Source organism: Burkholderia sp. 22PA0099 (genome assembly GCF_047497165.1).
Taxonomy (GTDB): domain Bacteria; phylum Pseudomonadota; class Gammaproteobacteria; order Burkholderiales; family Burkholderiaceae; genus Burkholderia.
This window is the reverse complement of record NZ_CP163164.1, coordinates 2,585,322-2,603,924: the sequence shown is the minus strand read 5'-3', so window position 1 is coordinate 2,603,924 and position 18,603 is coordinate 2,585,322. Positions and strand designations below refer to the sequence as shown.

18 protein-coding genes and 1 pseudogene are annotated in these 18,603 nt (G+C 69.5%); 10 read left to right on the top strand and 9 right to left on the bottom strand.

Features of this window, described 5'->3' with window-relative positions:
* Positions 1–89 precede the first annotated feature (89 nt).
* Both AB4851_RS11590 and AB4851_RS11585 read left to right on the top strand, forming a co-directional pair.
* The gene (locus tag AB4851_RS11590; protein ID WP_414447317.1) at positions 90–1,664 is read left to right on the top strand and encodes a UxaA family hydrolase; all 1,575 of its coding nucleotides are present in this window, start codon (positions 90–92) and stop codon (positions 1,662–1,664) included.
* 142 nt (positions 1,665–1,806) lie between these two features.
* Positions 1,807–2,871 (top strand): Ldh family oxidoreductase, encoded by a 1,065-nt coding sequence (locus AB4851_RS11585; protein ID WP_414447316.1) that lies wholly within the window; start codon positions 1,807–1,809, stop codon positions 2,869–2,871.
* A gap of 303 nt (positions 2,872–3,174) precedes the next feature.
* Here the strand turns inward: AB4851_RS11585 and AB4851_RS11580 are convergent, their stop codons facing one another.
* Positions 3,175–4,518, bottom strand: a complete 1,344-nt coding sequence (locus AB4851_RS11580; protein ID WP_414447315.1) for an MFS transporter — start codon at positions 4,516–4,518, stop codon at positions 3,175–3,177.
* 449 nt (positions 4,519–4,967) lie between these two features.
* Between AB4851_RS11580 and AB4851_RS11575 the strand changes: the two genes are divergently transcribed.
* Positions 4,968–5,456: a nuclear transport factor 2 family protein gene (locus tag AB4851_RS11575; protein ID WP_414447314.1), complete on the top strand. Its 489-nt coding sequence runs from the start codon at positions 4,968–4,970 to the stop codon at positions 5,454–5,456.
* A 66-nt stretch (positions 5,457–5,522) separates the two neighbouring features.
* Here AB4851_RS11575 and AB4851_RS11570 read toward each other — a convergent pair whose 3' ends face one another.
* Entirely contained in the window at positions 5,523–6,488 is a 966-nt protein-coding gene (locus tag AB4851_RS11570; protein WP_414447313.1) for a LysR family transcriptional regulator, read from the bottom strand.
* 380 nt (positions 6,489–6,868) lie between these two features.
* Between AB4851_RS11570 and AB4851_RS11565 the strand changes: the two genes are divergently transcribed.
* From AB4851_RS11565 to AB4851_RS11550, 4 genes are read left to right on the top strand one after another with little or no spacing between them, the layout of a single operon-like run.
* Positions 6,869–8,446, top strand: coding sequence for a flavin-containing monooxygenase (locus AB4851_RS11565; protein ID WP_414447312.1), 1,578 nt, complete (start codon positions 6,869–6,871; stop codon positions 8,444–8,446).
* Between the two features lie 17 nt (positions 8,447–8,463).
* Positions 8,464–9,393 carry an SDR family NAD(P)-dependent oxidoreductase gene (locus AB4851_RS11560; protein WP_414447311.1) on the top strand — a complete coding sequence of 310 codons (930 nt, stop codon included), beginning with the start codon at positions 8,464–8,466 and terminating at the stop codon, positions 9,391–9,393.
* A complete protein-coding gene (locus AB4851_RS11555; RefSeq protein WP_414447310.1) occupies positions 9,390–10,289 on the top strand; it encodes a metal-dependent hydrolase in 900 nt (299 codons plus the stop codon). The genes AB4851_RS11560 and AB4851_RS11555 overlap by 4 nt, the downstream gene beginning before the upstream one ends.
* Positions 10,290–10,299: 10 nt before the next feature.
* The gene (locus tag AB4851_RS11550) at positions 10,300–11,292 is read left to right on the top strand and encodes an alpha/beta fold hydrolase (RefSeq protein ID WP_414447309.1); all 993 of its coding nucleotides are present in this window, start codon (positions 10,300–10,302) and stop codon (positions 11,290–11,292) included.
* On the opposite strand, the gene AB4851_RS11545 is transcribed toward AB4851_RS11550, so the two are convergent.
* Positions 11,270–11,836, bottom strand: coding sequence for a putative glycolipid-binding domain-containing protein (locus tag AB4851_RS11545; protein WP_414447308.1), 567 nt, complete (start codon positions 11,834–11,836; stop codon positions 11,270–11,272). The two genes, AB4851_RS11550 and AB4851_RS11545, sit on opposite strands and share 23 nt — an antisense overlap.
* Between AB4851_RS11545 and AB4851_RS11540 the strand changes: the two are divergent.
* Positions 11,835–12,842 (top strand): annotated as a pseudogene (locus tag AB4851_RS11540) (urea transporter); the annotation flags it as partial. The gene AB4851_RS11545 and the pseudogene AB4851_RS11540 sit on opposite strands and share 2 nt — an antisense overlap.
* A gap of 237 nt (positions 12,843–13,079) precedes the next feature.
* Positions 13,080–13,268, top strand: coding sequence for a 4-oxalocrotonate tautomerase (locus tag AB4851_RS11535; protein WP_414449172.1), 189 nt, complete (start codon positions 13,080–13,082; stop codon positions 13,266–13,268).
* Positions 13,269–13,304: 36 nt separating this feature from the next.
* Here AB4851_RS11535 and AB4851_RS11530 read toward each other — a convergent pair whose 3' ends face one another.
* Complete coding sequence (locus AB4851_RS11530; protein WP_414447307.1) at positions 13,305–13,946, bottom strand: LysE family translocator; 642 nt, start codon at positions 13,944–13,946, stop codon at positions 13,305–13,307.
* Positions 13,947–14,223: 277 nt separating this feature from the next.
* Here AB4851_RS11530 and AB4851_RS11525 point away from each other — a divergent pair, with 277 nt between their 5' ends.
* Positions 14,224–14,706 (top strand): Lrp/AsnC family transcriptional regulator, encoded by a 483-nt coding sequence (locus AB4851_RS11525; RefSeq protein ID WP_414439521.1) that lies wholly within the window; start codon positions 14,224–14,226, stop codon positions 14,704–14,706.
* 19 nt (positions 14,707–14,725) lie between these two features.
* Here AB4851_RS11525 and AB4851_RS11520 read toward each other — a convergent pair whose 3' ends face one another.
* From AB4851_RS11520 to AB4851_RS11500, 5 genes are all read right to left on the bottom strand, one after another.
* Complete coding sequence (locus AB4851_RS11520; RefSeq protein WP_414447306.1) at positions 14,726–15,748, bottom strand: alcohol dehydrogenase catalytic domain-containing protein; 1,023 nt, start codon at positions 15,746–15,748, stop codon at positions 14,726–14,728.
* Positions 15,749–15,851: 103 nt separating this feature from the next.
* Positions 15,852–17,012 (bottom strand): flavin monoamine oxidase family protein, encoded by a 1,161-nt coding sequence (locus AB4851_RS11515; RefSeq protein WP_414447305.1) that lies wholly within the window; start codon positions 17,010–17,012, stop codon positions 15,852–15,854.
* Positions 17,009–17,701: a cupin domain-containing protein gene (locus tag AB4851_RS11510; protein ID WP_414447304.1), complete on the bottom strand. Its 693-nt coding sequence runs from the start codon at positions 17,699–17,701 to the stop codon at positions 17,009–17,011. The genes AB4851_RS11515 and AB4851_RS11510 overlap by 4 nt, the downstream gene beginning before the upstream one ends.
* A 239-nt stretch (positions 17,702–17,940) precedes the next feature.
* Entirely contained in the window at positions 17,941–18,285 is a 345-nt protein-coding gene (locus tag AB4851_RS11505; protein ID WP_414447303.1) for a carboxymuconolactone decarboxylase family protein, read from the bottom strand.
* An 18-nt stretch (positions 18,286–18,303) separates the two neighbouring features.
* Complete coding sequence (locus AB4851_RS11500; RefSeq protein WP_414447302.1) at positions 18,304–18,585, bottom strand: hypothetical protein; 282 nt, start codon at positions 18,583–18,585, stop codon at positions 18,304–18,306.
* Positions 18,586–18,603 lie beyond the last annotated feature (18 nt).

The following is an 18,603-nucleotide window of genomic DNA, read 5'->3' as shown; positions in this document are numbered from 1 at the left end:
TAAAGTGCAACGAAGTGGGCGTGCCCGAGACATACGGCACGGCCGAAGCCCCGCCCCGCTCCACTCCCCGAATCCAGACGAGACGATCGATGAAGCTCGATACCCCCGATACCGACACCCGCGCATCCACCCCCGCCCAGCCCCAACCGAACGTGGTCACGCTGCATCCCGACGACGACGTGGTGATCGCCCGCCAGCAACTCGTTGCGGGCGCATCGATCGATGCGGGCCTGCCGGTGCGCGGGCTGATCCCGGCCGGCCACAAGGTGGCGCGACGCGCGGTGGCATCCGGCGCGCCGGTGCGCCGCTACGGCCAGATCATCGGCTTCGCGTCGCGGGCGATCGAAGCCGGCGAGCACGTGCACGTCCACAACCTGTCGATGGGCGAATTCGAGCGCGACGGCGCGTTCGGCGCCGATGCGAAACCCACGCAAGCCGCCGCCGCACGCGCGCAGTTCGACGGCATCGTTCGCGCCGACGGCCGGGTCGCCACGCGCAACTACATCGGCATCCTGACTTCGGTGAACTGCTCGGCCACGGCCGCGCGCGCGATCGCCGACCAGTTCCGCCGCGACATCCGCCCCGAGGCGCTCGACGCGTTCCCGAACGTGGACGGCGTGGTTGCGCTGACGCACGGCCTCGGCTGCGGCACCGCCTCTGACGGCGAGCCGATCGCGGTGCTGCGCCGCACGCTCGGCGGCTATGCGCGGCATCCGAACTTCGCGGGCGTGCTGATCGTGGGGCTCGGCTGCGAGACGAACCAGATCGACGCGCTGCTGCGCGATCAGGCGATCGAAACGGGCGCGACGCTCGAAACCATGACGATCCAGGCCAGCGGCGGCACGGCCGCCACGGTGGCGGCCGGCGTGGAGGCGGTCAGGGCGATGCTGCCGCGCGCCAACGCGGTGCGGCGCGAGCCGGTGGACGCCAGCCATTTGATCGTCGGCCTGCAATGCGGCGGCTCGGACGGCTATTCGGGCATCACCGCGAACCCGGCGCTCGGCGCGGCGGTCGACCGGCTGGTGGCGCACGGCGGCACCGCGATCCTGTCGGAAACGCCCGAGATCTACGGTGCCGAGCACCTGCTGACGCGCCGCGCCGTGTCGCCCGAGGTGGGCGAGAAGCTGATGGCACGAATCCGCTGGTGGGAGGAATACTGCCGGATCATGAACGCCAACATGAACAACAACCCGTCGGCCGGCAACAAGGCCGGCGGCCTGACCACCATCCTGGAAAAATCGCTCGGCGCGGTGGCCAAGGCCGGCACCACCAACCTGGTCGACGTGTACCGCTACGCCGAACCGGTGCGCGCCAAGGGACTGGTGTTCATGGATACGCCGGGCTACGACCCGGTGTCCGCCACCGGCCAGGTGGCGGGCGGCGCGAACCTGCTGTGCTTCACCACCGGGCGCGGCTCGGCCTATGGCTGCGCGCCCGCGCCGTCGCTGAAGCTCGGCACCAACGCCGCGCTGTGGCAGCGGCAGGCCGAGGACATCGACATCGATTGCAGCGCGATCCTCACCGGCGACGCGAGCATCGACACGCTCGGCCAGCGGATCTTCGAACGCATGCTGGCCACCGCCTCGGGCACGCGCACGCAAAGCGAAATCCACGGCTACGGGCAGAACGAATTCGTACCGTGGCAACTGGGCGCGACGCTCTGAACGCGTTCGTCGTCACGTCGACGCCAAGCGGGTGGCACGATCGAGATCGCGCGCCGCCCGCTTGGCTGATCGCACCGCATCGCCGGGCCGGTTGTTCCCTGGCTCCTTCACGCCTCATCGACCTCACCACACCGATTCCGCCATGACCCAAGCCGTCCGATATTCCGCTCCCGAACTGCAGGCCTTCGCCGATGCGCTGCTCGTCGCCGCCGGGCTCGACGCGCCGCACGCGCGCGCCGTCGCCGAGATTCTCGTCGATGGCGACCTGATGGGCCACGACACGCACGGTCTCGCCCAGCTTGCCGCCTATGTCGGCGAGATCGAGCGCGGCACCATGACCCGCTCGGGCGCGCCGGAAGTGCTGTCCGACCGCGGCGCGGCGCTGCTGTGGGACGGCCGCCGCCTGCCGGGGCCGTCGCTGGTGCTGGCCGGCATCGAGACGCTCGCCGAGCGCGCGCGCCGCTACGGCAGCGCCACGCTGGTGATCCGCCGCAGCCACCATATCGCCTGCCTCGCCAGCTACCTGGAGCGCGCCACCGCCGACGGCTTCATGATCGTGCTCGGCTGCTCGGACCCGGCCGGCAAGAGCGTCGCGCCGTTCGGCGGCACCCGCGCGGTGTTCACGCCGAACCCGATTTCCGCCGGCATCCCCACCTCGGGCACGCCGTTCCTGATCGACATCTCGGCCTCGCTCGTCACCAACGGCATGAGCGGCCGGCTCGCCAAGGCCGGCCAGCAATTCGACGACGACGTGCTGCTCGACGCCGACGGCCATCCGAGCCGCGACCCGGCCGTGCTCGCCACCACGCCGGCCGGCACGATCCTGCCGCTGGGCGGGCTGCCGTTCGGCCACAAGGGCTTCGGCATGGCGCTGCTGATCGAGGCGATGACGGGCGGGCTGGCCGGCTTCGGCCGCGCCGACCCGTCCGAGGGCTGGGGCGCGACCGTGCACCTGTCGCTGTACGACCCGAGCGCGTTCGGCGGCGAGGCCGATTTCAAGCGGCAGATGGACTGGATCGCCGACGCCTGCCGCAACAACCCGCCGCGCCCCGGCTTTTCATCGGTGCGCATGCCGGGCGACCGCGGCCTCGCGCGCAAGCGCGAGCAACTGCGCGACGGCGTGCAACTGCATGCGGCGATCGCGCCGGCGCTGGAAGCCTGCGCGCAGCGTTACGATTTGAAGCTGCCGGCGCCGCTGGCGGGCTGAAGCACGAGCAACTGCACGCTGCGATCGCGCCGGCGTTGGAAGACTACGCACAGCAGCGCCGCTGGCGGGATGAAGCGGCGGCACAGGTCCGGCACAGCCGAACTGTCAGGCAAGCTGGCGGGATGAGGCGGCAGGCTGGAGCGTGGGCCGAACCGGCAAGCATCCCGCCGCTGAACCGCTCCTCACCACAACCCGCCTCAAACGAAAAATCCCGCGCGAAACGCTTCGCGCGGGATTTTTTCATCGTGCTGCGCGGCGGCCTGTTTCAGCCTGCCGCGCCCTGCACTCGACAGCGCGACCGCCTCAGCGCTCCGCGCCCTGCTCACGCATCGGCACCGGCTCGCCGACCAGGAACCAGTAGCCGATCATCGCCACCACCACCACGCTCGCGCCGACATACAGCGCCGGCTTGAACGAGTGCGAGGCCTGCACCATGAAGCCCGTCACGACCGGCGCGAGCGCGCCGCCGAAATAGCCGCCGAAGTTCTGCATCGCGCCGATCGAGGCCGTCGAATTGGCCGGCGCGGCGACCGAGGCCATCGCCCACGCCGCGCTCGACGAGATGTACATCAGGAACATCGATACCGAGATGAAGGTGATCGCGAGCGCCGTGTTGTCGGTCAGCGCGGTCAGCGTGGTGAACACCGCGATGCCGAGCAGCGAGGCGACCATCGGATACTTGCGGCTGTTGATCTGCGACACGCCGCGCCGGGCCAGCACGTCGCAGATCTTGCCGCCCGACAGGCTGCCGACCACGCCGAACAGATAAGGCACCGCGGCCACCCAGCCGGTGCGCGCGATGGTCAGGTGATGCTCCATCTGCAGATAGGTGGGCAACCAGGCGTTGTAGAGCCACAGCACGTAGATCGTGCCGAAGAAGCCGAGCAGCATGCCCCAGGTGGTGCGGTAATGCAGCAGATGACGCCAGTCGGCCCAGGTCGGCCGCGTGCTGGCCACGCCTTCGGTGTCGTCGAGATATTCGCGTTCGCGCTGCGTCAACTGCACGTGGCGCGGGTCGCGGTGCAGCAGATAAAAGGCCAGCGACAGCCCGAGCCCCGCCACGCCCATCACGACGAACATCCAGCGCCAGCCGAGGTTCAGCATCAGCACCGTCAGCAGCGGCGCGGAGATCGCCGTGCCGAGCGTCGACGAGCTGTTCCAGATGCCGGTGGCCGAGCCGCGCTCGTGCTTGGCGAACCAGTCGCGCACGATCCGCGCGCTGGTCGGGAACTGCGGCGCCTCGCCCACGCCGAGCACCATGCGCGCCGCGAAGAACTGCGTGAAGCCGTTGACCACGCCGCCGAAGGTTTGCGCGATCGACCACAGCGCGAGGCTCGCCGCCAGCGTGACGCGCGCGCCGAGCCGGTCGATCAGCATGCCGGCCGGCAATTGCGCGAACGCATAGGCCCACAGGAACGCGGACAGCAGCAGGCCCATCTGCGGCACCGAGAAGCCGAGATCCTGGCGAATCAGCGGGGTGGCGATCGCCAGCGTGGAGCGATCGAGGTAGTTGACGACGCCGGCCATCAACAACAGCCCGAGCGCGGTGCGCTGGATCCGGCGCACGCGCGGCGTGGCCGCGTCCTGCGCCAGCGCCGGCGGCGATTCGGCATCGATCGGCAGCGCCGTGGGGGTGCTTGGCTTCATCGTGGTGTCTCCTGACAGTCTCGTTCTATCGTTCTATATATGGGCCGCCCCGATGGGGGCAGGCATGTCGAAACCCGATCCTGACCAGCACTGCGCCAACGGCGACGCAAGGTACCGGTTCCGACAAACATACAGGCGGCCGACGATGAAAATCCAATCAAATTTTGCAGGGAAGCGATTCCATTCGCTTATCGCGCGTTAGGGGCTAACCCGTTGCCGGGTAAGCCCTACGCACATCGCAAGGGCGTGCCGCGCCCGTTTTTAGGTCGCACGTCGTATGAGTATGGAACTTCGTTCCGTATTTATCGCCGCACCCGGTCGATTCTGCCGACGTCAAACGCATATCTGGCGAAGCTCGCCGGGTTTACCTCGATGCGCCGCAAAACAAAAATGGAATAACGTTCCGAATCGTCATCAGACGACAGTTCAAACCTACCCGGAGACAACCCATGGCACGTCGAACGACCCGCAAACCCGCCCTGCTCGCCTTGAACGCCCTGCTCGCCGCCGCGCTGGCCGCGGCCAGCCTGAGCGCCGGCGCCGCCACCGCTGCATCCGGCAGCGAGGCCGCCGTCACGAAGGCAGCGGAGCAATTGCGCGCGGCGCTGGTGTCCGGCGACGAGGCAACGCTGAAGAAGCTGACCGAGCCGCAACTGAGCTACGGCCACTCGTCGGCCAAGATCGAGGATCGCGCCGAGTTCATGAAGGATCTGGTGGGCACGCATGCGTTCAAGTCGGTCACGCTGTCGGACCAGACCGTCAAGGTGGTCGGCGACAACGCGATCGTGCGTCACGTGTTCGATTCGGAAAACAACCAGCCGGACGGCTCGGTCACGCGCTCGCACATCGGCGTGCTGCAAGTCTGGAAGCACCACAGCGACGGCTGGCGGCTGCTGGCCCGGCAGGCCGTGCCGCTGCCGCAGAAAGCGGCGCAATGAAAAAAGGCGGCGAGCCGGCGCGATGCCGGCCCGCCGCCTCGAGCGCGGGGCGATTCGGGGCGGGGATCAGGCCGCCACCGCCCCCCGCGCCTTCTTCACGATCGGCATGACCCGCTTGGCCGGATCGTTCTCCAGCGCCGGCACCGTCGAGAACAGCTCGGCCACCCAATCGGCGAACACGCGCACCGTCATCGACAGATGGCGGTTGTGCGGATAGACGATCGAGATCGGCTTGGGCTTCGGATACACGCCCTGCAGCACCTCCACCAGCGAGCCGTCCATCAGGTGCGGGATCACCGAGAACAGCGTCGGCTGGATCAGCCCGAAGCCTTCGAGCGCGCACGTGACGCAACCGTCCGAATCGTTGACGGTGACCACCGAATTCATGCGCACCTCGCGCAGCTTGCCGTCGATCACGAAGGTCCACGGTATCGCGCGACCGCCGCTCGCGTAGGCGAAATTCACGGCGCGGTGGTGTTCGAGTTCCTCGATCGTCTTCGGCTCGCCGAACTGCTCCAGATAGGCCGGCGACGCGCAACTGACGCGATTCATGACGCCCACGCGGCGCGCCACCATCGACGAATCCTCCAGCGGCCCCACCCGGATTTCGCAATCGTAACCATCGCGCACCAGATCGACGAGCCGGTCGGCCATGCCGAAATGCAGCTCGATGTCGGGATAGCGCGCATGAAACAGCGGCAGCGCCGGCAGTACCACGCGCCGCCCGAGCGACGACGGCATGTGCACGCGCAGCGCGCCGCGCGGCTTGCGGTTGCCCACCTGGAAGCTGGCATCGGCCTCCGAGATTTCCGTCAGAATCCGCATGCAGTGCTCGTAATAGCCGGCGCCTTCGGGCGTCAGCGACAGCCGCCGCGTGGTCCGGTGCAGCAGGCGCACGCCGAGCAGCGCCTCGAGGTTCTGGATGATCGTCGTGACGGAAGCGCGTGGTATCGAGAGCGTTTCCGCGGCGCGCGTGAAGCTATTTGCATCGACCACGCGCGTAAAAACCTGCATCGCCTGTAAACGGTCCATCAAATCCCCCTTTCTTGCTTTTCAAACGGCCAACGGAACAGGATAGAGCGTCGGGGTATCGCGATTCAAGAGGCACCGCGATTATTCGCGCGACGCGACCAATCCCGCGCATGGCCGTTGCACTGGCCGCGATGCGCCGTCGATTTCGCCTGAACGCGCGAGATTGGCGTGGCGCCCCGGCCTACGTGTTTTCACCAACGCACCCCCAGCCGCGCGGCGCTCCAAGAAATTCTCCCTTCGATTCAATGCATTGCAGCGCAAAAACGGCCGCCGCACGACGCTAGAGGCCGGCATCTACTCGCTTGCGGTTTCGCCCGTCACCGACTATCGTTACATCCGTCAATGTCACATTTAAAAATGAACCGGAACGGAGACACCGCATGAATGCCCGTACCCTGCCCGACCGAGACGGCATGCCCGAATCCGTCGACATCGCCATCATCGGCACCGGTTTCGCCGGCCTCGGCATGGCGATCCGGCTGCGCCAGAAGGGCCGTGGCGATTTCGCGGTGTTCGAGAAGGCCGCCACGGTGGGCGGCACCTGGCGCGACAACCACTACCCCGGCTGCGCCTGCGACGTGCCTTCGCATGTCTATTCGTTCTCGTTCGCGCCGAACCCGCGCTGGACCCGCGCGTTCGCCCCGCAACCCGAAATCCGCGCCTATCTGGAGCGCTGCGTCGAGCAGTTCGGCGTGGCGCCCTACCTGCGCCTCGGCCACGAGCTGGCCAGCGCCGAATACGACGACGTGGCGCACCGCTGGCGCCTGAGCTTCGCGAACGGCAGGCAGGTGTCGGCGCGCGTGCTGGTGTCGGGCATGGGCGGGCTGTCGCGCGCGGCGCTGCCGCAGATCGACGGCCTCGACAGCTTCCAGGGCCACGCCTTCCACTCGCAGCACTGGGATCACCAATACGACCTGCGCGGCAAGCGCGTGGCCGTGATCGGCACCGGCGCGAGCGCGATCCAGTTCGTGCCGCAGATCGCCCCGCGCGTCGCGCAACTGGCGCTGTTCCAGCGCACGCCGCCGTGGATCATGCCGAAGCCCGACCGCCAGCTCACGCGCGTCGAGCAGTGGATGTTCCGCGCGCTGCCGTTCACGCAGAAGCTCGCGCGCACCAGCCGCTACTGGATGCTCGAATCGCGCGTGCTCGGCTTCGCGATCCACCCCGGCATCATGAAGCTGGTGCAGAAAGTGGCCGAACGCCATATCCGCAAGCAGATTGCCGACCCGGCGCTGCGCGCCACCGTCACGCCCGACTACACGCTCGGCTGCAAGCGCGTGCTGATCTCGAACGACTACTACCCGGCGCTCACGCGCGCCAACGTGGACGTGGTCACCGATCCGATCGCGCGCATCGAGCCGAACGCGGTGGTCACCGCCAGCGGCCAGCGGCACGAGGTCGATTGCCTGATCTACGGCACCGGCTTCCAGGTGGCGGACCCGTACCCGCGCGGCGTGATCCGCGGGCGCAACGGCGTGGACATCGTCGATACCTGGCGCGACGGCGCGCACGCCTACCTCGGCACCGCGCTGCCCGGCTATCCGAACTTCTTCATGATCGTCGGCCCGAACACCGGCCTCGGCCACAACTCGATGGTGTTCATGATCGAGTCGCAGATCGAATACATCCTCGGCGCGCTCGACGCGATGGATCGCGACCGCGCCGATGCGATCGAGGTGCGCCCGCTGGTGGAGGCCGACTACAACGCGCGGCTGCAACAGCGCCTGAAGCGCGCGATCTGGTCCACCGGCGGCTGCAAGAGCTGGTACCTGGACCCGCGCACCGGCAAGAACACCACGCTGTGGCCGGGCTTCACGTGGCGCTTCCGGCAGGCCACCGCGCAATTCTCGATCGCCGATTACCAAGCCTACGCGGCGGCGCGCCGCGATGCCCAACCGGCCGCGGCCAGCGCTGCCGCCGCCACCGACGCCCCGGCCCGCAGCGCCCCGGCCGTCTGACGACAAGGAGCACACCGATGAAATCCTTCCACGACAAGGTCGCCGCGATCACCGGCGCCGGCTCGGGCATGGGCCGCTCGCTCGCGCTGCAACTGGCCCAGGCCGGCTGCCACGTGGCGCTGGCCGACCGCAACGGCGTGGGCCTCGCCGAAACCGAGCGGATCGTGCGCGCGCTCGCGCCCACGGTACGCATCACCACCTGCGTGCTCGACGTGGCCGACCGCGCCGCCGTCCACCGCTGGGCCGACGACACCGCGCGCCAGTTCGGCCGCGTGAACCTGGTATTCAACAATGCCGGCGTGGCGCTGTCGAGCACCATCGAGGGCATGGATTACGCCGACCTCGAATGGATCATGAACATCAACTACTGGGGCGTGGTGCACGGCACCAAGGCGTTCCTGCCGCACCTGAAGGCAGCGGGCGACGGCCACGTGATCAACACCTCCAGCATCTTCGGCATCTTCGCGCAGCCGGGCATGAGCGCCTACAACTCGACCAAGTTCGCGGTGCGCGGCTTCACCGAATCGCTGCGCCAGGAACTCGACATGATGCGTTGCGGCGTGTCGGCCACCTGCGTGCATCCGGGCGGCATCAAGACCAACATCGCGCAGTCGAGCCGGATCTCGCAGAACATGCTCGGCTTCATGGTCGACAGCGAGCAGCAGGGCAAGGACGACTTCGAGAAGTTCTTCATCACGACGCCCGAGGAAGCCGCGCGCGTGATCCTGCACGGCGTGCGCAGGAACAAGCGCCGCGTGCTGATCGGGCGCGACGCGCGCGGCGCCGACTGGCTCGCGCGCACGTTGCCCGCCGCCTACCAGGCGCTGGTCGTGCTGGCGACCAAGCGCGAACGGGCCAAGGCGCGCAAGCGCGCCGCGCGCGGCGGCACGCTCGCGCCGGCCCACTCGACCTACAACAACACAGGTAATCAGGGAGAACCGTCATGATGCCCGTCCGCCGCGACGTCCGTTTCGCCATGCCCCCCGATCGCGCGTGCGACTGGCACGTCAAGGGCGTGCCCGTCACCCACTTCATGAACGCGCTGTCGCTGCTGTTCCCGGCCGGCGAGCGCTTCTTCATGGATTCGGTGCGGCACTATCGCGACCGGATCGACGATCCCGAACTGAAGAAGCAGGTGGCCGGCTTCATCGGCCAGGAAGCGATGCACACGCGCGAGCACATCGAGTACAACGACCTGCTGCAATCGGCCGGCCTGCCCGCGCACAAGCTCGACAAGCGGCTGTGGTGGGTGCTCGGCCTGTTCAGGAAAACCTTGCCGCCGTCGATGCAGTTGGCCATCACGATCGCTTTGGAGCACTACACGGCGATGCTGGCGAACCTGCTGCTCGAAGGCCACAAGCAGCGCATCGACGGCTCCGTCGACGGCTACACGCAGATGTGGATGTGGCACGCCATGGAGGAAACCGAGCACAAATCGGTGTCCTACGACGTGTGGCTTCGCGTGATCAAGCCGGGCCTGGGCCGCTACCTGCTGCGCACCGGCACGATGCTGATCACCACCGCGATCTTCTGGGCCATCGTGTTCGATTACCACGTGCGCCTGATGTTCGCGCACCGTCGCCGGTACGGCCGCTTCTCGGGCATGTGGACGCTCGTCAAGTACCTGTACGCGCCGCGCGGCGGCGTGTTCCCGGGCATTGCGCGCGAGTGGTTCGGCTTCTTCCGCCCGGGCTTCCATCCGTGGGATTACGACAACCGCCGCTATCTGAGCGAGATCCCGAGCCTGCTGGCCAAGATCGACGAGACCAACGCGCGCTACGCCGCCGAGGCCGCGCCGCGCCGCGTGCCGCTGCATCCGGGCGCCGCCGCGCCGGCTCACTGAGGCGCGCGCCATGACAAACCCGCGCGACACGCTCATGGTCGATTCGGACGGCGTGCGGCTCGCCGTCCACCTGAGCGGGCCGCGCGACGCGCCGCCCGTGATCCTGGTGCACGGCTACCCCGATTCGTCGCGCGTGTGGGACCGCGTGCGCGAGGTGCTGGAGCGGCGCTATCGCGTGATCGCGTACGACACGCGCGGTTCGGGCGAATCGGATGCGCCGCGCGCCACCGCCGCTTATCGGATGGCGCAACTCGAACGCGACCTGTCGGCGGTGGCCACGGCCGCCTGCGGCACGCGGCCGTTCCATCTGGTCGGGCACGACTGGGGATCGATCCAGAGCTGGGAGGCCGCGACCGATCCGGCGATGCGCGGGCGCATCCTGTCGTACACGTCGATTTCGGGGCCGTGCCTCGATCACGTGTTCCGCGCGCCGTTCAACCTGCGGCAATCGCTGAAATCCTGGTACATCGTGTTCTTCCACCTGCCGGTGCTGCCGCCGCTGTTCTGGCGGCTCGGCGGCGCGCGGCTGTGGCCGCTGTGGCTGCGCAGCACCGAGCGGATTCGCGCCGAGGCCGATCCGCACCAGTTGCGCAACGGCGTGAACGGCATCCGGCTGTATCGCGCGAACTTCATCGCGCGCTCGCGCGCGCCGCGCGAACGCTATGCGCAGGCGCCCGTGCAGATCCTGGTGCCGACCCGCGACCGCTACGTCACGCCCGTGCTCACGGAAAACCTCGAACGCTGGCTCGGCCCGCACCGACGGGAATTGATCGACGCGTCGCACTGGACGGTGCTGCGCGACGCGGCGCTGATCGCCGAGCGCATCGACCGCTTTGCGGCGCAGTACGAGCCGGCGTTCGCGGTGCAGGCACCGGACGAACCGGGCGTGGCAACGCCGGACGACAACGCCGCAGCGCACCGCACGCGCCGCGCCGGCGCCAACGATGCCGACGGCGCGCGGCCGGCCGGCGATGCGCCCGTCAAACCGCAGGCAAGCGCCTGAACAGCGTGTCGTATTCGACGACCAGCCCGTCGTCGTCCACACTCAGGCCGGCCTTGAAGCGGCCGTCGATCCCTTCGTAGCGATAGCGCCGGCCTGGCTCGATGCAGACGTAGGTCTGGGTGGCACGCGCCACGCTCAATTCGGGAATCGTCACGTAGGCGACGTCGATCGTGCGCCGCTCGTCGCGCTTGAGCCCGAGGCGGCGGATCGGCAAGGTATTGGTGAACGGCGTGGCGGCGATGTCGAGGTCGACGCAGCCTTCGAGCGCGGGCAGCGCGCTGCGCTCGCCGATATCAAGCACTTCGCACCAATGGCCGCCGCGATCGCGTTCGAGCGTCAGCGTGGCGCCGCCCATCACGGTGAGCGTCGCGCGCGTGGTGCGCCAGTGCGCATCGCAGGCGACCCGATAGGCCAGGCCATAGCGCCGGCCGTCGTCGTGCCGGCCGACGATCACGCTCTCCGCCAGATAGCCGCCGCCGTCGCGTACGAGCGTCAGGTGTTCGATTCCGTCGCTGTCGAGCGACGCCCAACGCACATCGCGCATGCCGGGGACCTCCGTGGGCAGCCCACGCGGCGGTGCCGCGCGCAGTGCGCACGATCGTAGCGCAAATAGCGGGTATCCGGCATCGCTTCTCCCCCTCGTGCGGCGATCCCCTATGCTCGCGGCTTCCCGGGCCGCAGCCGCGTTGCGGCCCGTTGCCGATTGCGCCATCGATACCGCCGCCATGCCCGCCCGCCTTCGTTCCGGTCTGCTTCTGCCCGCCCTGTCGCCGCTTGTGCTGCCGGCGGAACTGCGCACGCTGCTGCGCGGCCTCGGACAAATTCTGTTGCAGGCCCATGCAGGCACCGGCGCATGCGTGCTGGCGGGGTTGACGCTCGCCTCGCCCGCGCTCGCGGCAGCGGCGCTGGCCGGCACCGCCGCCGCGAATCTGGCGGCCTTGCTGACGGGCGGCACACGCGATGTTGACGACGCGGCGCAGGCCCGCCTCGGCCTGCACGGCTACAGCGGCGCGCTGGCCGCGCTCGCGCCGGTGGCGCTGCTGGCCGATCGCGCCACCGCGTTCGCGCTGGCGGTGATCGCGGCGCTGCTGGCCGGTGCGCTGTACCGGCCGGTCGAGCACCGGCTCGCGCGCTTCGGCGGCGCGGCCTACTCGCTGCCGGCGGTGCTGACGATCGGGCTGTGGTTGCCGTGGGTGTCATCCGGCGCGGTGACGGCCGCCAGCGCCCATGCCGGCGCCTTCGACCTGCCAGCCTGCGCCTCGGGCGCGGCGTTCGGCGCGATCGCGCAGGCCGGCTTCGCGAGCGGTGCGCTGCCCGGCGCGATCATGCTGGCCGGCGTCGCGCTCGCCTCGCCGCGCGCCGCGCTGCTCGCGCTGGCCGGCGCCGCGGGCGCGTCGCTGCTGATGCTGGCGGCCGGCTCGCCCGCGCCGCATTGCGCGGCCGGGCTGCTCGGCTACAACGGCGCGCTGGCCGCGCTCGCGTTGAGCGGCTTCGGGCTGCGCGCGGCGCTCGGTGCGGCGCTGCTGGCGGCGGCGCTACAATGGCTCGCGCTGCGGGCCGGCCTGCCGCCGTTCAGCGCGCCGTTCGCCGTCGCGGCGTGCGGCGTCGCGATGGCGTTGCGCCTGCCGCGCGGCGATGCGCATGCCGCGAAACCGGCTGCGCACATGGCTGAACGCACGGCGGCACAAGCCGCCGCGAACCCGGCCATGCCAGCCGCCACGCAGCCCGCCGCAAGCGCATCCCCTTCGCTTTCCCCTTCCGATTTTCCCAACTCCCGGAGATCCGTCATGCCCACGTTCCAGATCGACCTGTTCGAAGGCCGCACCGTCGAACAGAAACGCCGCTTCGTCGAAGCCATCACGCGCGTGACCTGCGAGACGCTCGATTGCGCGCCGTCGTCGGTCGACATCATCCTGCGCGACGTGAAGAAGGAAAACTGGGCGACGGCCGGCAAGCTGTGGAGCGACAGCGAGTAAGCGAGTCCGGTGCGACGCGCCCGGAACCCGGGCGCGTCAACCCCAGCCGGCCATCATCGCGCCCATCCCGGCCAGCAGGCCGCCCATCAGGCGATTGAGCGCGCGCACGCGCGTCGGCCGCCGCAGCCAGTGGCTCAGGCGCTGCGAGAACAGCGCCATCGACGCCACCCCGGCCACGAACAGCACCACAAAGCTTGCCGCGAGCGCCAGGTATTGCGCATTGACGCTCCAGCGCGCGTCGGTGCTGATGAATTGCGGAAAGAACGACGGGAAGAACAGCAGCGTCTTCGGATTGAAACCGGAGGTCGCCACGCCGCGCCAGAACAGGCCGCGCGACGTGCCGCTCGACGCCGGCCCCTCGCCGGAGTGGGCGTCGGCCGCCGGCCCCGTCAGCGAAACGCTGCGCCACTGCCGCACCCCGAGCCACACCAGGTAGGCCGCGCCGACCCAGCGCAGCACGCCGAGCGCACGCGCGTCGATCGTCAGCAGCGAATTGAGGCACAGCGCGGTCAGCATCAGTTGCAGCAGCACGGCCACGGTGCCGCCCCACACGCACGGCAACGCATGCCGCCAGCCGGCGCGCAACGCGAGGCTCATGGTCAGCAGGTTGACGGGACCGGGGGCGTAGATCAGCACGAGCGCGGCGGCGACGAACGAGAGGTAAAGCTGGAACGACATGGTTCGGGAGGGAGGGCAAAAGGCAGGTGGTGAAAACAGCGAAAGCGCGGATCAGCGCCATGACGCATGCCTGTCCGCCCGGCGTCGCGACTCGTGATCGCGGCGACGCTCACCGTTCCGAAGGGTGCTCGGATCGGTCGTGCCGGGCATTCGGGCATGGAGAAAATATACCCGGCTGCCCACTGAAAAGGCTTCTGCTTATCCAGTGAAATGCGCGCAAAACCGGAAGCTTCTTCAGATAAACTCGCGATTCCCGGAACAGAATTCCCTTTCGACCATGGCCACTCGCGAACGCTCCCCCAAATCGCTCGACAACCAGGATCGCAAGATCCTGCGGGCGCTCCAGTCCAATGCCCGGCTGTCGAACGCGGAGCTGGCCGAACAGGTGGGCATGTCCACCACCGCCTGCTGGAACCGTACGCGCCAGCTCGAAACCGATGGCTATATCGACGGCTACGTCGCGCTCGTCAACCCGCGCAGGCTCGGCTATGCCGACATCGTGATCCTCGAAGTCACGCTCGATCGCCACGAGGACGACGCGCTGGCCCGCTTCGGGGCCGAGCTGGCCGCCCTGCCCGAGGTGCTGGAGGCCTACCTCGTCTCCGGCGAATACGACTACTGGATCAAGGTGGCGGTGGACGGCACGGCCGGCTACGAACGCTTCCTGCGCGAGAAGCTCTACAAGATCTCCAGCATCCGCCACAGCCGCTCGATGTTCGCGCTGCGCTGCGTGAAGGACGTGCCGTCGATGCAGGTATGAGGGCGAGCCGGCCGCGCGTTCAGCGGCCCATCGTCAGCACCATCCGGAACGTGGCCTCGCCCGAGCGCATGCGCCGGTAGGCCTCCTCGGCGCGTTCGAGCGGCAGCGTCTCGATGCGCGGGCGCACCCCGGCGAGCACGCTGAAATCGAGCGCACGTTCGTTCTCCCATGGCGAACCGGTGATCGAGCCGAGCACGCCGCGCTCGCCCGCCACCAGATGCCCCGGCGACACCGGCAGCGGGTCCCTGCCCGCGCCCAGCACCACCAGCCGCCCTTGCGGCGCGAGCCCGGCCATCAGCGCGGCCGCCGCCGCCGCGTCGCCGATCGTGGTCAGGATCGCCTGCGCGCCGCCGAGCGCCAGCAGGCGCGCCGCGGCGTCCTCTCGCGCGGCATCGACATACACGTGCGCGCCGAGCGCCAGCGCATCGGCCGCGATCGATGCGCCGCGCCCCACCGCCACCACGCGAAACCCCATCCGCCGCGCGTATTGCAGCGCCATGTGACCCAGCCCGCCGATGCCGAGCACGGCCACCGTGTCGCCGGCCTGCGCGCCGCATTTCTTCAGCGCGTTGAACGTGGCGATGCCGGCGCAGAGGATCGGCGCGGCCTCCTCCGAGGCGAGTTCGTCGGGGATCGCGACAAGGCCCGTGGCGCGCGCCAGCATCATCTCGGCGTAACCGCCGTCGCGGCTCGCGCCGACGAACGGCTGGTTCGCGCACAGCTGAAACTGGCCGCGCCGGCACGCCGGGCAGATCAGGCAATGGCCGCCCAGGCGGCCGACGCCCACGCGCTGCCCGAGCCGCCAGATCGGCGGCACGCCCGCGCCGAGCGCCGCGATGCGCCCCACCACCTCGTGGCCCGGCACGCGCGGCGGGGTCAGCGCCGGATCGGCGCGCTCGATGTCGGCCGCGTCGGCACCGCATACGCCGCAGGCTTCCACTTCGATCAGCACTTCGTCGGGCGGCGGCGCGGGCGTGACGCGCTCGACCCATTCGAGGCGGCCCGGCGCGCTGGCCTGCATGGCGCGGTAAGTCGGTTTCATGATGGCTCCCGGAGCACTTCCTCGGGCGGCAGCGCGGGAGTGACGCGCTCGACCCATTCGAGGCGGCCCGGCGCGCTGGCCTGCATGGCGTAGTAAGTCGGTTTCATGATGGCTCCCGGTTCGATGAAAGGCATGACACTGGCGCGCGGCCTACGCCATCGAGCCAGGCATGCACGCCGCGCTCGGCCGCCTCGACGGCTCCGGCCACGTAGCCCGGAAAGCGCGGCGACCATTCGCTCGCGATGCCGGTCAGGCAGCCCTGCCATGGGCCGATGGCAACGGCGGCCGGCGGCGCGATGCCGTGGCCCGCGCCGCCATCCTGATCGGCGGCGGTCGCAACAGTGGGCAAACGCGCCCAGTCGCGGATCGCCTCGGCGCGCGGCGTGGCGGCCTCCGCGCCGAACAGACGCACGAGTTGCGCGCGGCATTGCTCGCGCAGCACGGCGTCGGCCACGCGCGAGCGCGTGCGCGCCGGCACGCCGAAGAAGCCGAACAGCGCGCCCGCGCCATGCGCCGGCGAGGCGTCGTGCAACTCCGCGAGCGGGCCGCCCGCGCTGCGCGCCGCGCCCGACAGGCCTGCCTCGCGCCAGAACGGCGTGTCGTAGACGGCCAGGTATTTCGCGTGCGGCGCCATCCAGGTGGCCGTGTCGCGCCACGCGATCGCGAGCGCGCGCGGCAACGCCGGCTCGAACGCGATGGTGGCCGCCGCGAGCCGGGGCGGCAGCGCGAGCAGCACATGCCCGGCCCGATACGTGGTGATTCGGTCGCAGGTATCGGTTGCGTCCAGTTCGATGCCCGACGCCACGCGACGAATCCGGCGCACCGTCTCGCCCGTGACGATCCGCGTGGCGTGCAGGCGCGCACGCACGGCCTCGACCAGCGCCGCCATGCCGCCGTCGAGCCGCATCGAGCCGGTCGCATAGCCCGGCACGCGCTGCGGCGCGACGTGCGGCGAGCGCTCGACGAGCATGTCGCCGGATTCGTGCTGGGCGCTGCTCGGCAGGCCCAATGCCTCGATCAGGCCGCTCAACGCGGGCTGCATCGACGGCCAGAACCACGTCGCGCCGAGATCGAAGCGCGGGGAGTCGTCCGTCAGGACTTCGGCCGCGCCCATCTGCGCGGCCGTCGGCGATTCGATCCGCCCGCCCAACCGCTCGCCGGCCTCGATCAGCACGACCGCCACGCCTTGCCGTTCAAGCCGCCACGCCGCGACGAGGCCCGCCAAGCCGCCGCCGACGATCACCGCGCTGGCGTCGCGCGTCATGCCGGCACCTCGTCGGGCGTCTCGTCGGGCGTCTCGTCGAGTGTCTCGCGCAGTGTCTTCACATAGACGGTCGTGCCGGCCGATTGCGCGCGGCAATCGGGGCGGTCGCCATCGGGCAGGCGAATCCAGCTTCCACACGGGTAGCTGCGATCGTCGAGCCATAGCGCGCCGTCGACCACCAACAATTCGACGCGCCCCGCCGCCGCGAGATCGGGCGCGGCCTGCGCGGCCAGCCGCTGCAACGCCACGGTTTCGCTCGGCGAATCGAACAGCGGGCAGAACTCGAGCTCGCCGCGTTGAAGCCAGGCGGCCGGATCGCGCGTGTCGATGCGCACGGTGTGCGTGTCGTCGGCCCGCATCTGGCGCAGCTTGACGAACAGCAGCGCGCCGTCGTCGCTCGACGGCCGGTGCGCCGATCCGGGCGGATTGCGCAGATACCAGCCGGCCGGGTAATCGCGCTCGCCTTCGGAGAACACGCCCGCGAGCACCAGGATCTCCTCGCCGCCCGGATGCGGATGGCTCGGAAACGACGAGGCGCGCGCGTAACGCACGAGGCTGGTGGCGCGCGCCTGCTCGCCGCCGACACGATCGAGCATCACGCGCTCGACGCCGGCCTGCGGCGAGGCAATCCAGCGGTATTGATCGGCCGGCACCACGGCACGGCGCGCGAAATCGGCATTGACGAGCATGAAGACATCCTTGATAAAACATGCGCCGCGGCTTCGAGTGCGAGCGGGAATCCGCGGCGGGGGCACGGGAGGTGCCGCAGATTGCGGCGGTTACGGCGGTCGCAGTCGTCGCGATGTTGCGGCTGTTACGGCGATCGCAGCAGTTGAGGCAGTTGAGCCGTCGCGGTGGTCGCAGCAGTCGCAGCAGCAGTGATTGCAACCTCAGCCGCAATCACGGCCACCCTACGACCCGCCCCCCCTCAAGCAGCCGGCAGCGCCGCATGCGCTTCAAGCACACGCGCCGAATAGGTCAGCGCCGCCCCCGCGTTCAGCGCAATCGCCACGCCGAGCGCCTCGGCGATCTCCTCGCGCGTCGCGCCGTGCTCGACGGCCTTCTGGGTATGCACCGCGATGCAGCCATCGCAGCGCGTCGTCACGGCCACGGCCAGCGCAATCAGTTCGTGGATCTTCGGTTCGAGCTTGCCGAGCTTCGCGCCCGCGCCGTCGATCGTTATCAACCCGCGCATCGCGTCGGGGTTCAGCTTCGCAAAATCGCCGACACGCTCCAGCAGCGCGTCGCGGTAGCCATTCCATTCCTGCATCATGATCGGTTGCTCCTCGGGTCAAGCGGCTTGGTAGACGCGCACATCGGGCGCGGCGTCGAGCAGCGGCGTCAGCTCGCGCACCACGTCGGCGGTAAACAGCGCGCTCGTCAGATAGGCCTGCGCGTGCGCCTCGGTGTCGAAGCCGTGCAGCACCTGCACGTCCGCGTCGCGCAGCAGCAGTTGCTTCGAGGCCGCGCCGGGGATCGTGTCGAGAAACGCCGCCTTGTACTTCTCATAGACGCCGGCCGCCGCCGCGCGCTGCGCCGCCGCGACCTTCAGCGTGATTTGCAGATAAACCATGGTTCGACTCCTTCGATA

Coding starts and splice junctions, on each gene's coding strand:
- AB4851_RS11590 (WP_414447317.1), top strand. CDS start 90: ATGAAGCTCGATACCCCCGATACCGACACCCGCGCATCCACCCCCGCC.
- AB4851_RS11585 (WP_414447316.1), top strand. CDS start 1,807: ATGACCCAAGCCGTCCGATATTCCGCTCCCGAACTGCAGGCCTTCGCC.
- AB4851_RS11580 (WP_414447315.1), bottom strand. CDS start 4,518: ATGAAGCCAAGCACCCCCACGGCGCTGCCGATCGATGCCGAATCGCCG.
- AB4851_RS11575 (WP_414447314.1), top strand. CDS start 4,968: ATGGCACGTCGAACGACCCGCAAACCCGCCCTGCTCGCCTTGAACGCC.
- AB4851_RS11570 (WP_414447313.1), bottom strand. CDS start 6,488: ATGGACCGTTTACAGGCGATGCAGGTTTTTACGCGCGTGGTCGATGCA.
- AB4851_RS11565 (WP_414447312.1), top strand. CDS start 6,869: ATGAATGCCCGTACCCTGCCCGACCGAGACGGCATGCCCGAATCCGTC.
- AB4851_RS11560 (WP_414447311.1), top strand. CDS start 8,464: ATGAAATCCTTCCACGACAAGGTCGCCGCGATCACCGGCGCCGGCTCG.
- AB4851_RS11555 (WP_414447310.1), top strand. CDS start 9,390: ATGATGCCCGTCCGCCGCGACGTCCGTTTCGCCATGCCCCCCGATCGC.
- AB4851_RS11550 (WP_414447309.1), top strand. CDS start 10,300: ATGACAAACCCGCGCGACACGCTCATGGTCGATTCGGACGGCGTGCGG.
- AB4851_RS11545 (WP_414447308.1), bottom strand. CDS start 11,836: ATGCGCGATGTGCGTTGGGCGTCGCTCGACAGCGACGGAATCGAACAC.
- AB4851_RS11535 (WP_414449172.1), top strand. CDS start 13,080: ATGCCCACGTTCCAGATCGACCTGTTCGAAGGCCGCACCGTCGAACAG.
- AB4851_RS11530 (WP_414447307.1), bottom strand. CDS start 13,946: ATGTCGTTCCAGCTTTACCTCTCGTTCGTCGCCGCCGCGCTCGTGCTG.
- AB4851_RS11525 (WP_414439521.1), top strand. CDS start 14,224: ATGGCCACTCGCGAACGCTCCCCCAAATCGCTCGACAACCAGGATCGC.
- AB4851_RS11520 (WP_414447306.1), bottom strand. CDS start 15,748: ATGAAACCGACTTACCGCGCCATGCAGGCCAGCGCGCCGGGCCGCCTC.
- AB4851_RS11515 (WP_414447305.1), bottom strand. CDS start 17,012: ATGACGCGCGACGCCAGCGCGGTGATCGTCGGCGGCGGCTTGGCGGGC.
- AB4851_RS11510 (WP_414447304.1), bottom strand. CDS start 17,701: ATGCTCGTCAATGCCGATTTCGCGCGCCGTGCCGTGGTGCCGGCCGAT.
- AB4851_RS11505 (WP_414447303.1), bottom strand. CDS start 18,285: ATGATGCAGGAATGGAATGGCTACCGCGACGCGCTGCTGGAGCGTGTC.
- AB4851_RS11500 (WP_414447302.1), bottom strand. CDS start 18,585: ATGGTTTATCTGCAAATCACGCTGAAGGTCGCGGCGGCGCAGCGCGCG.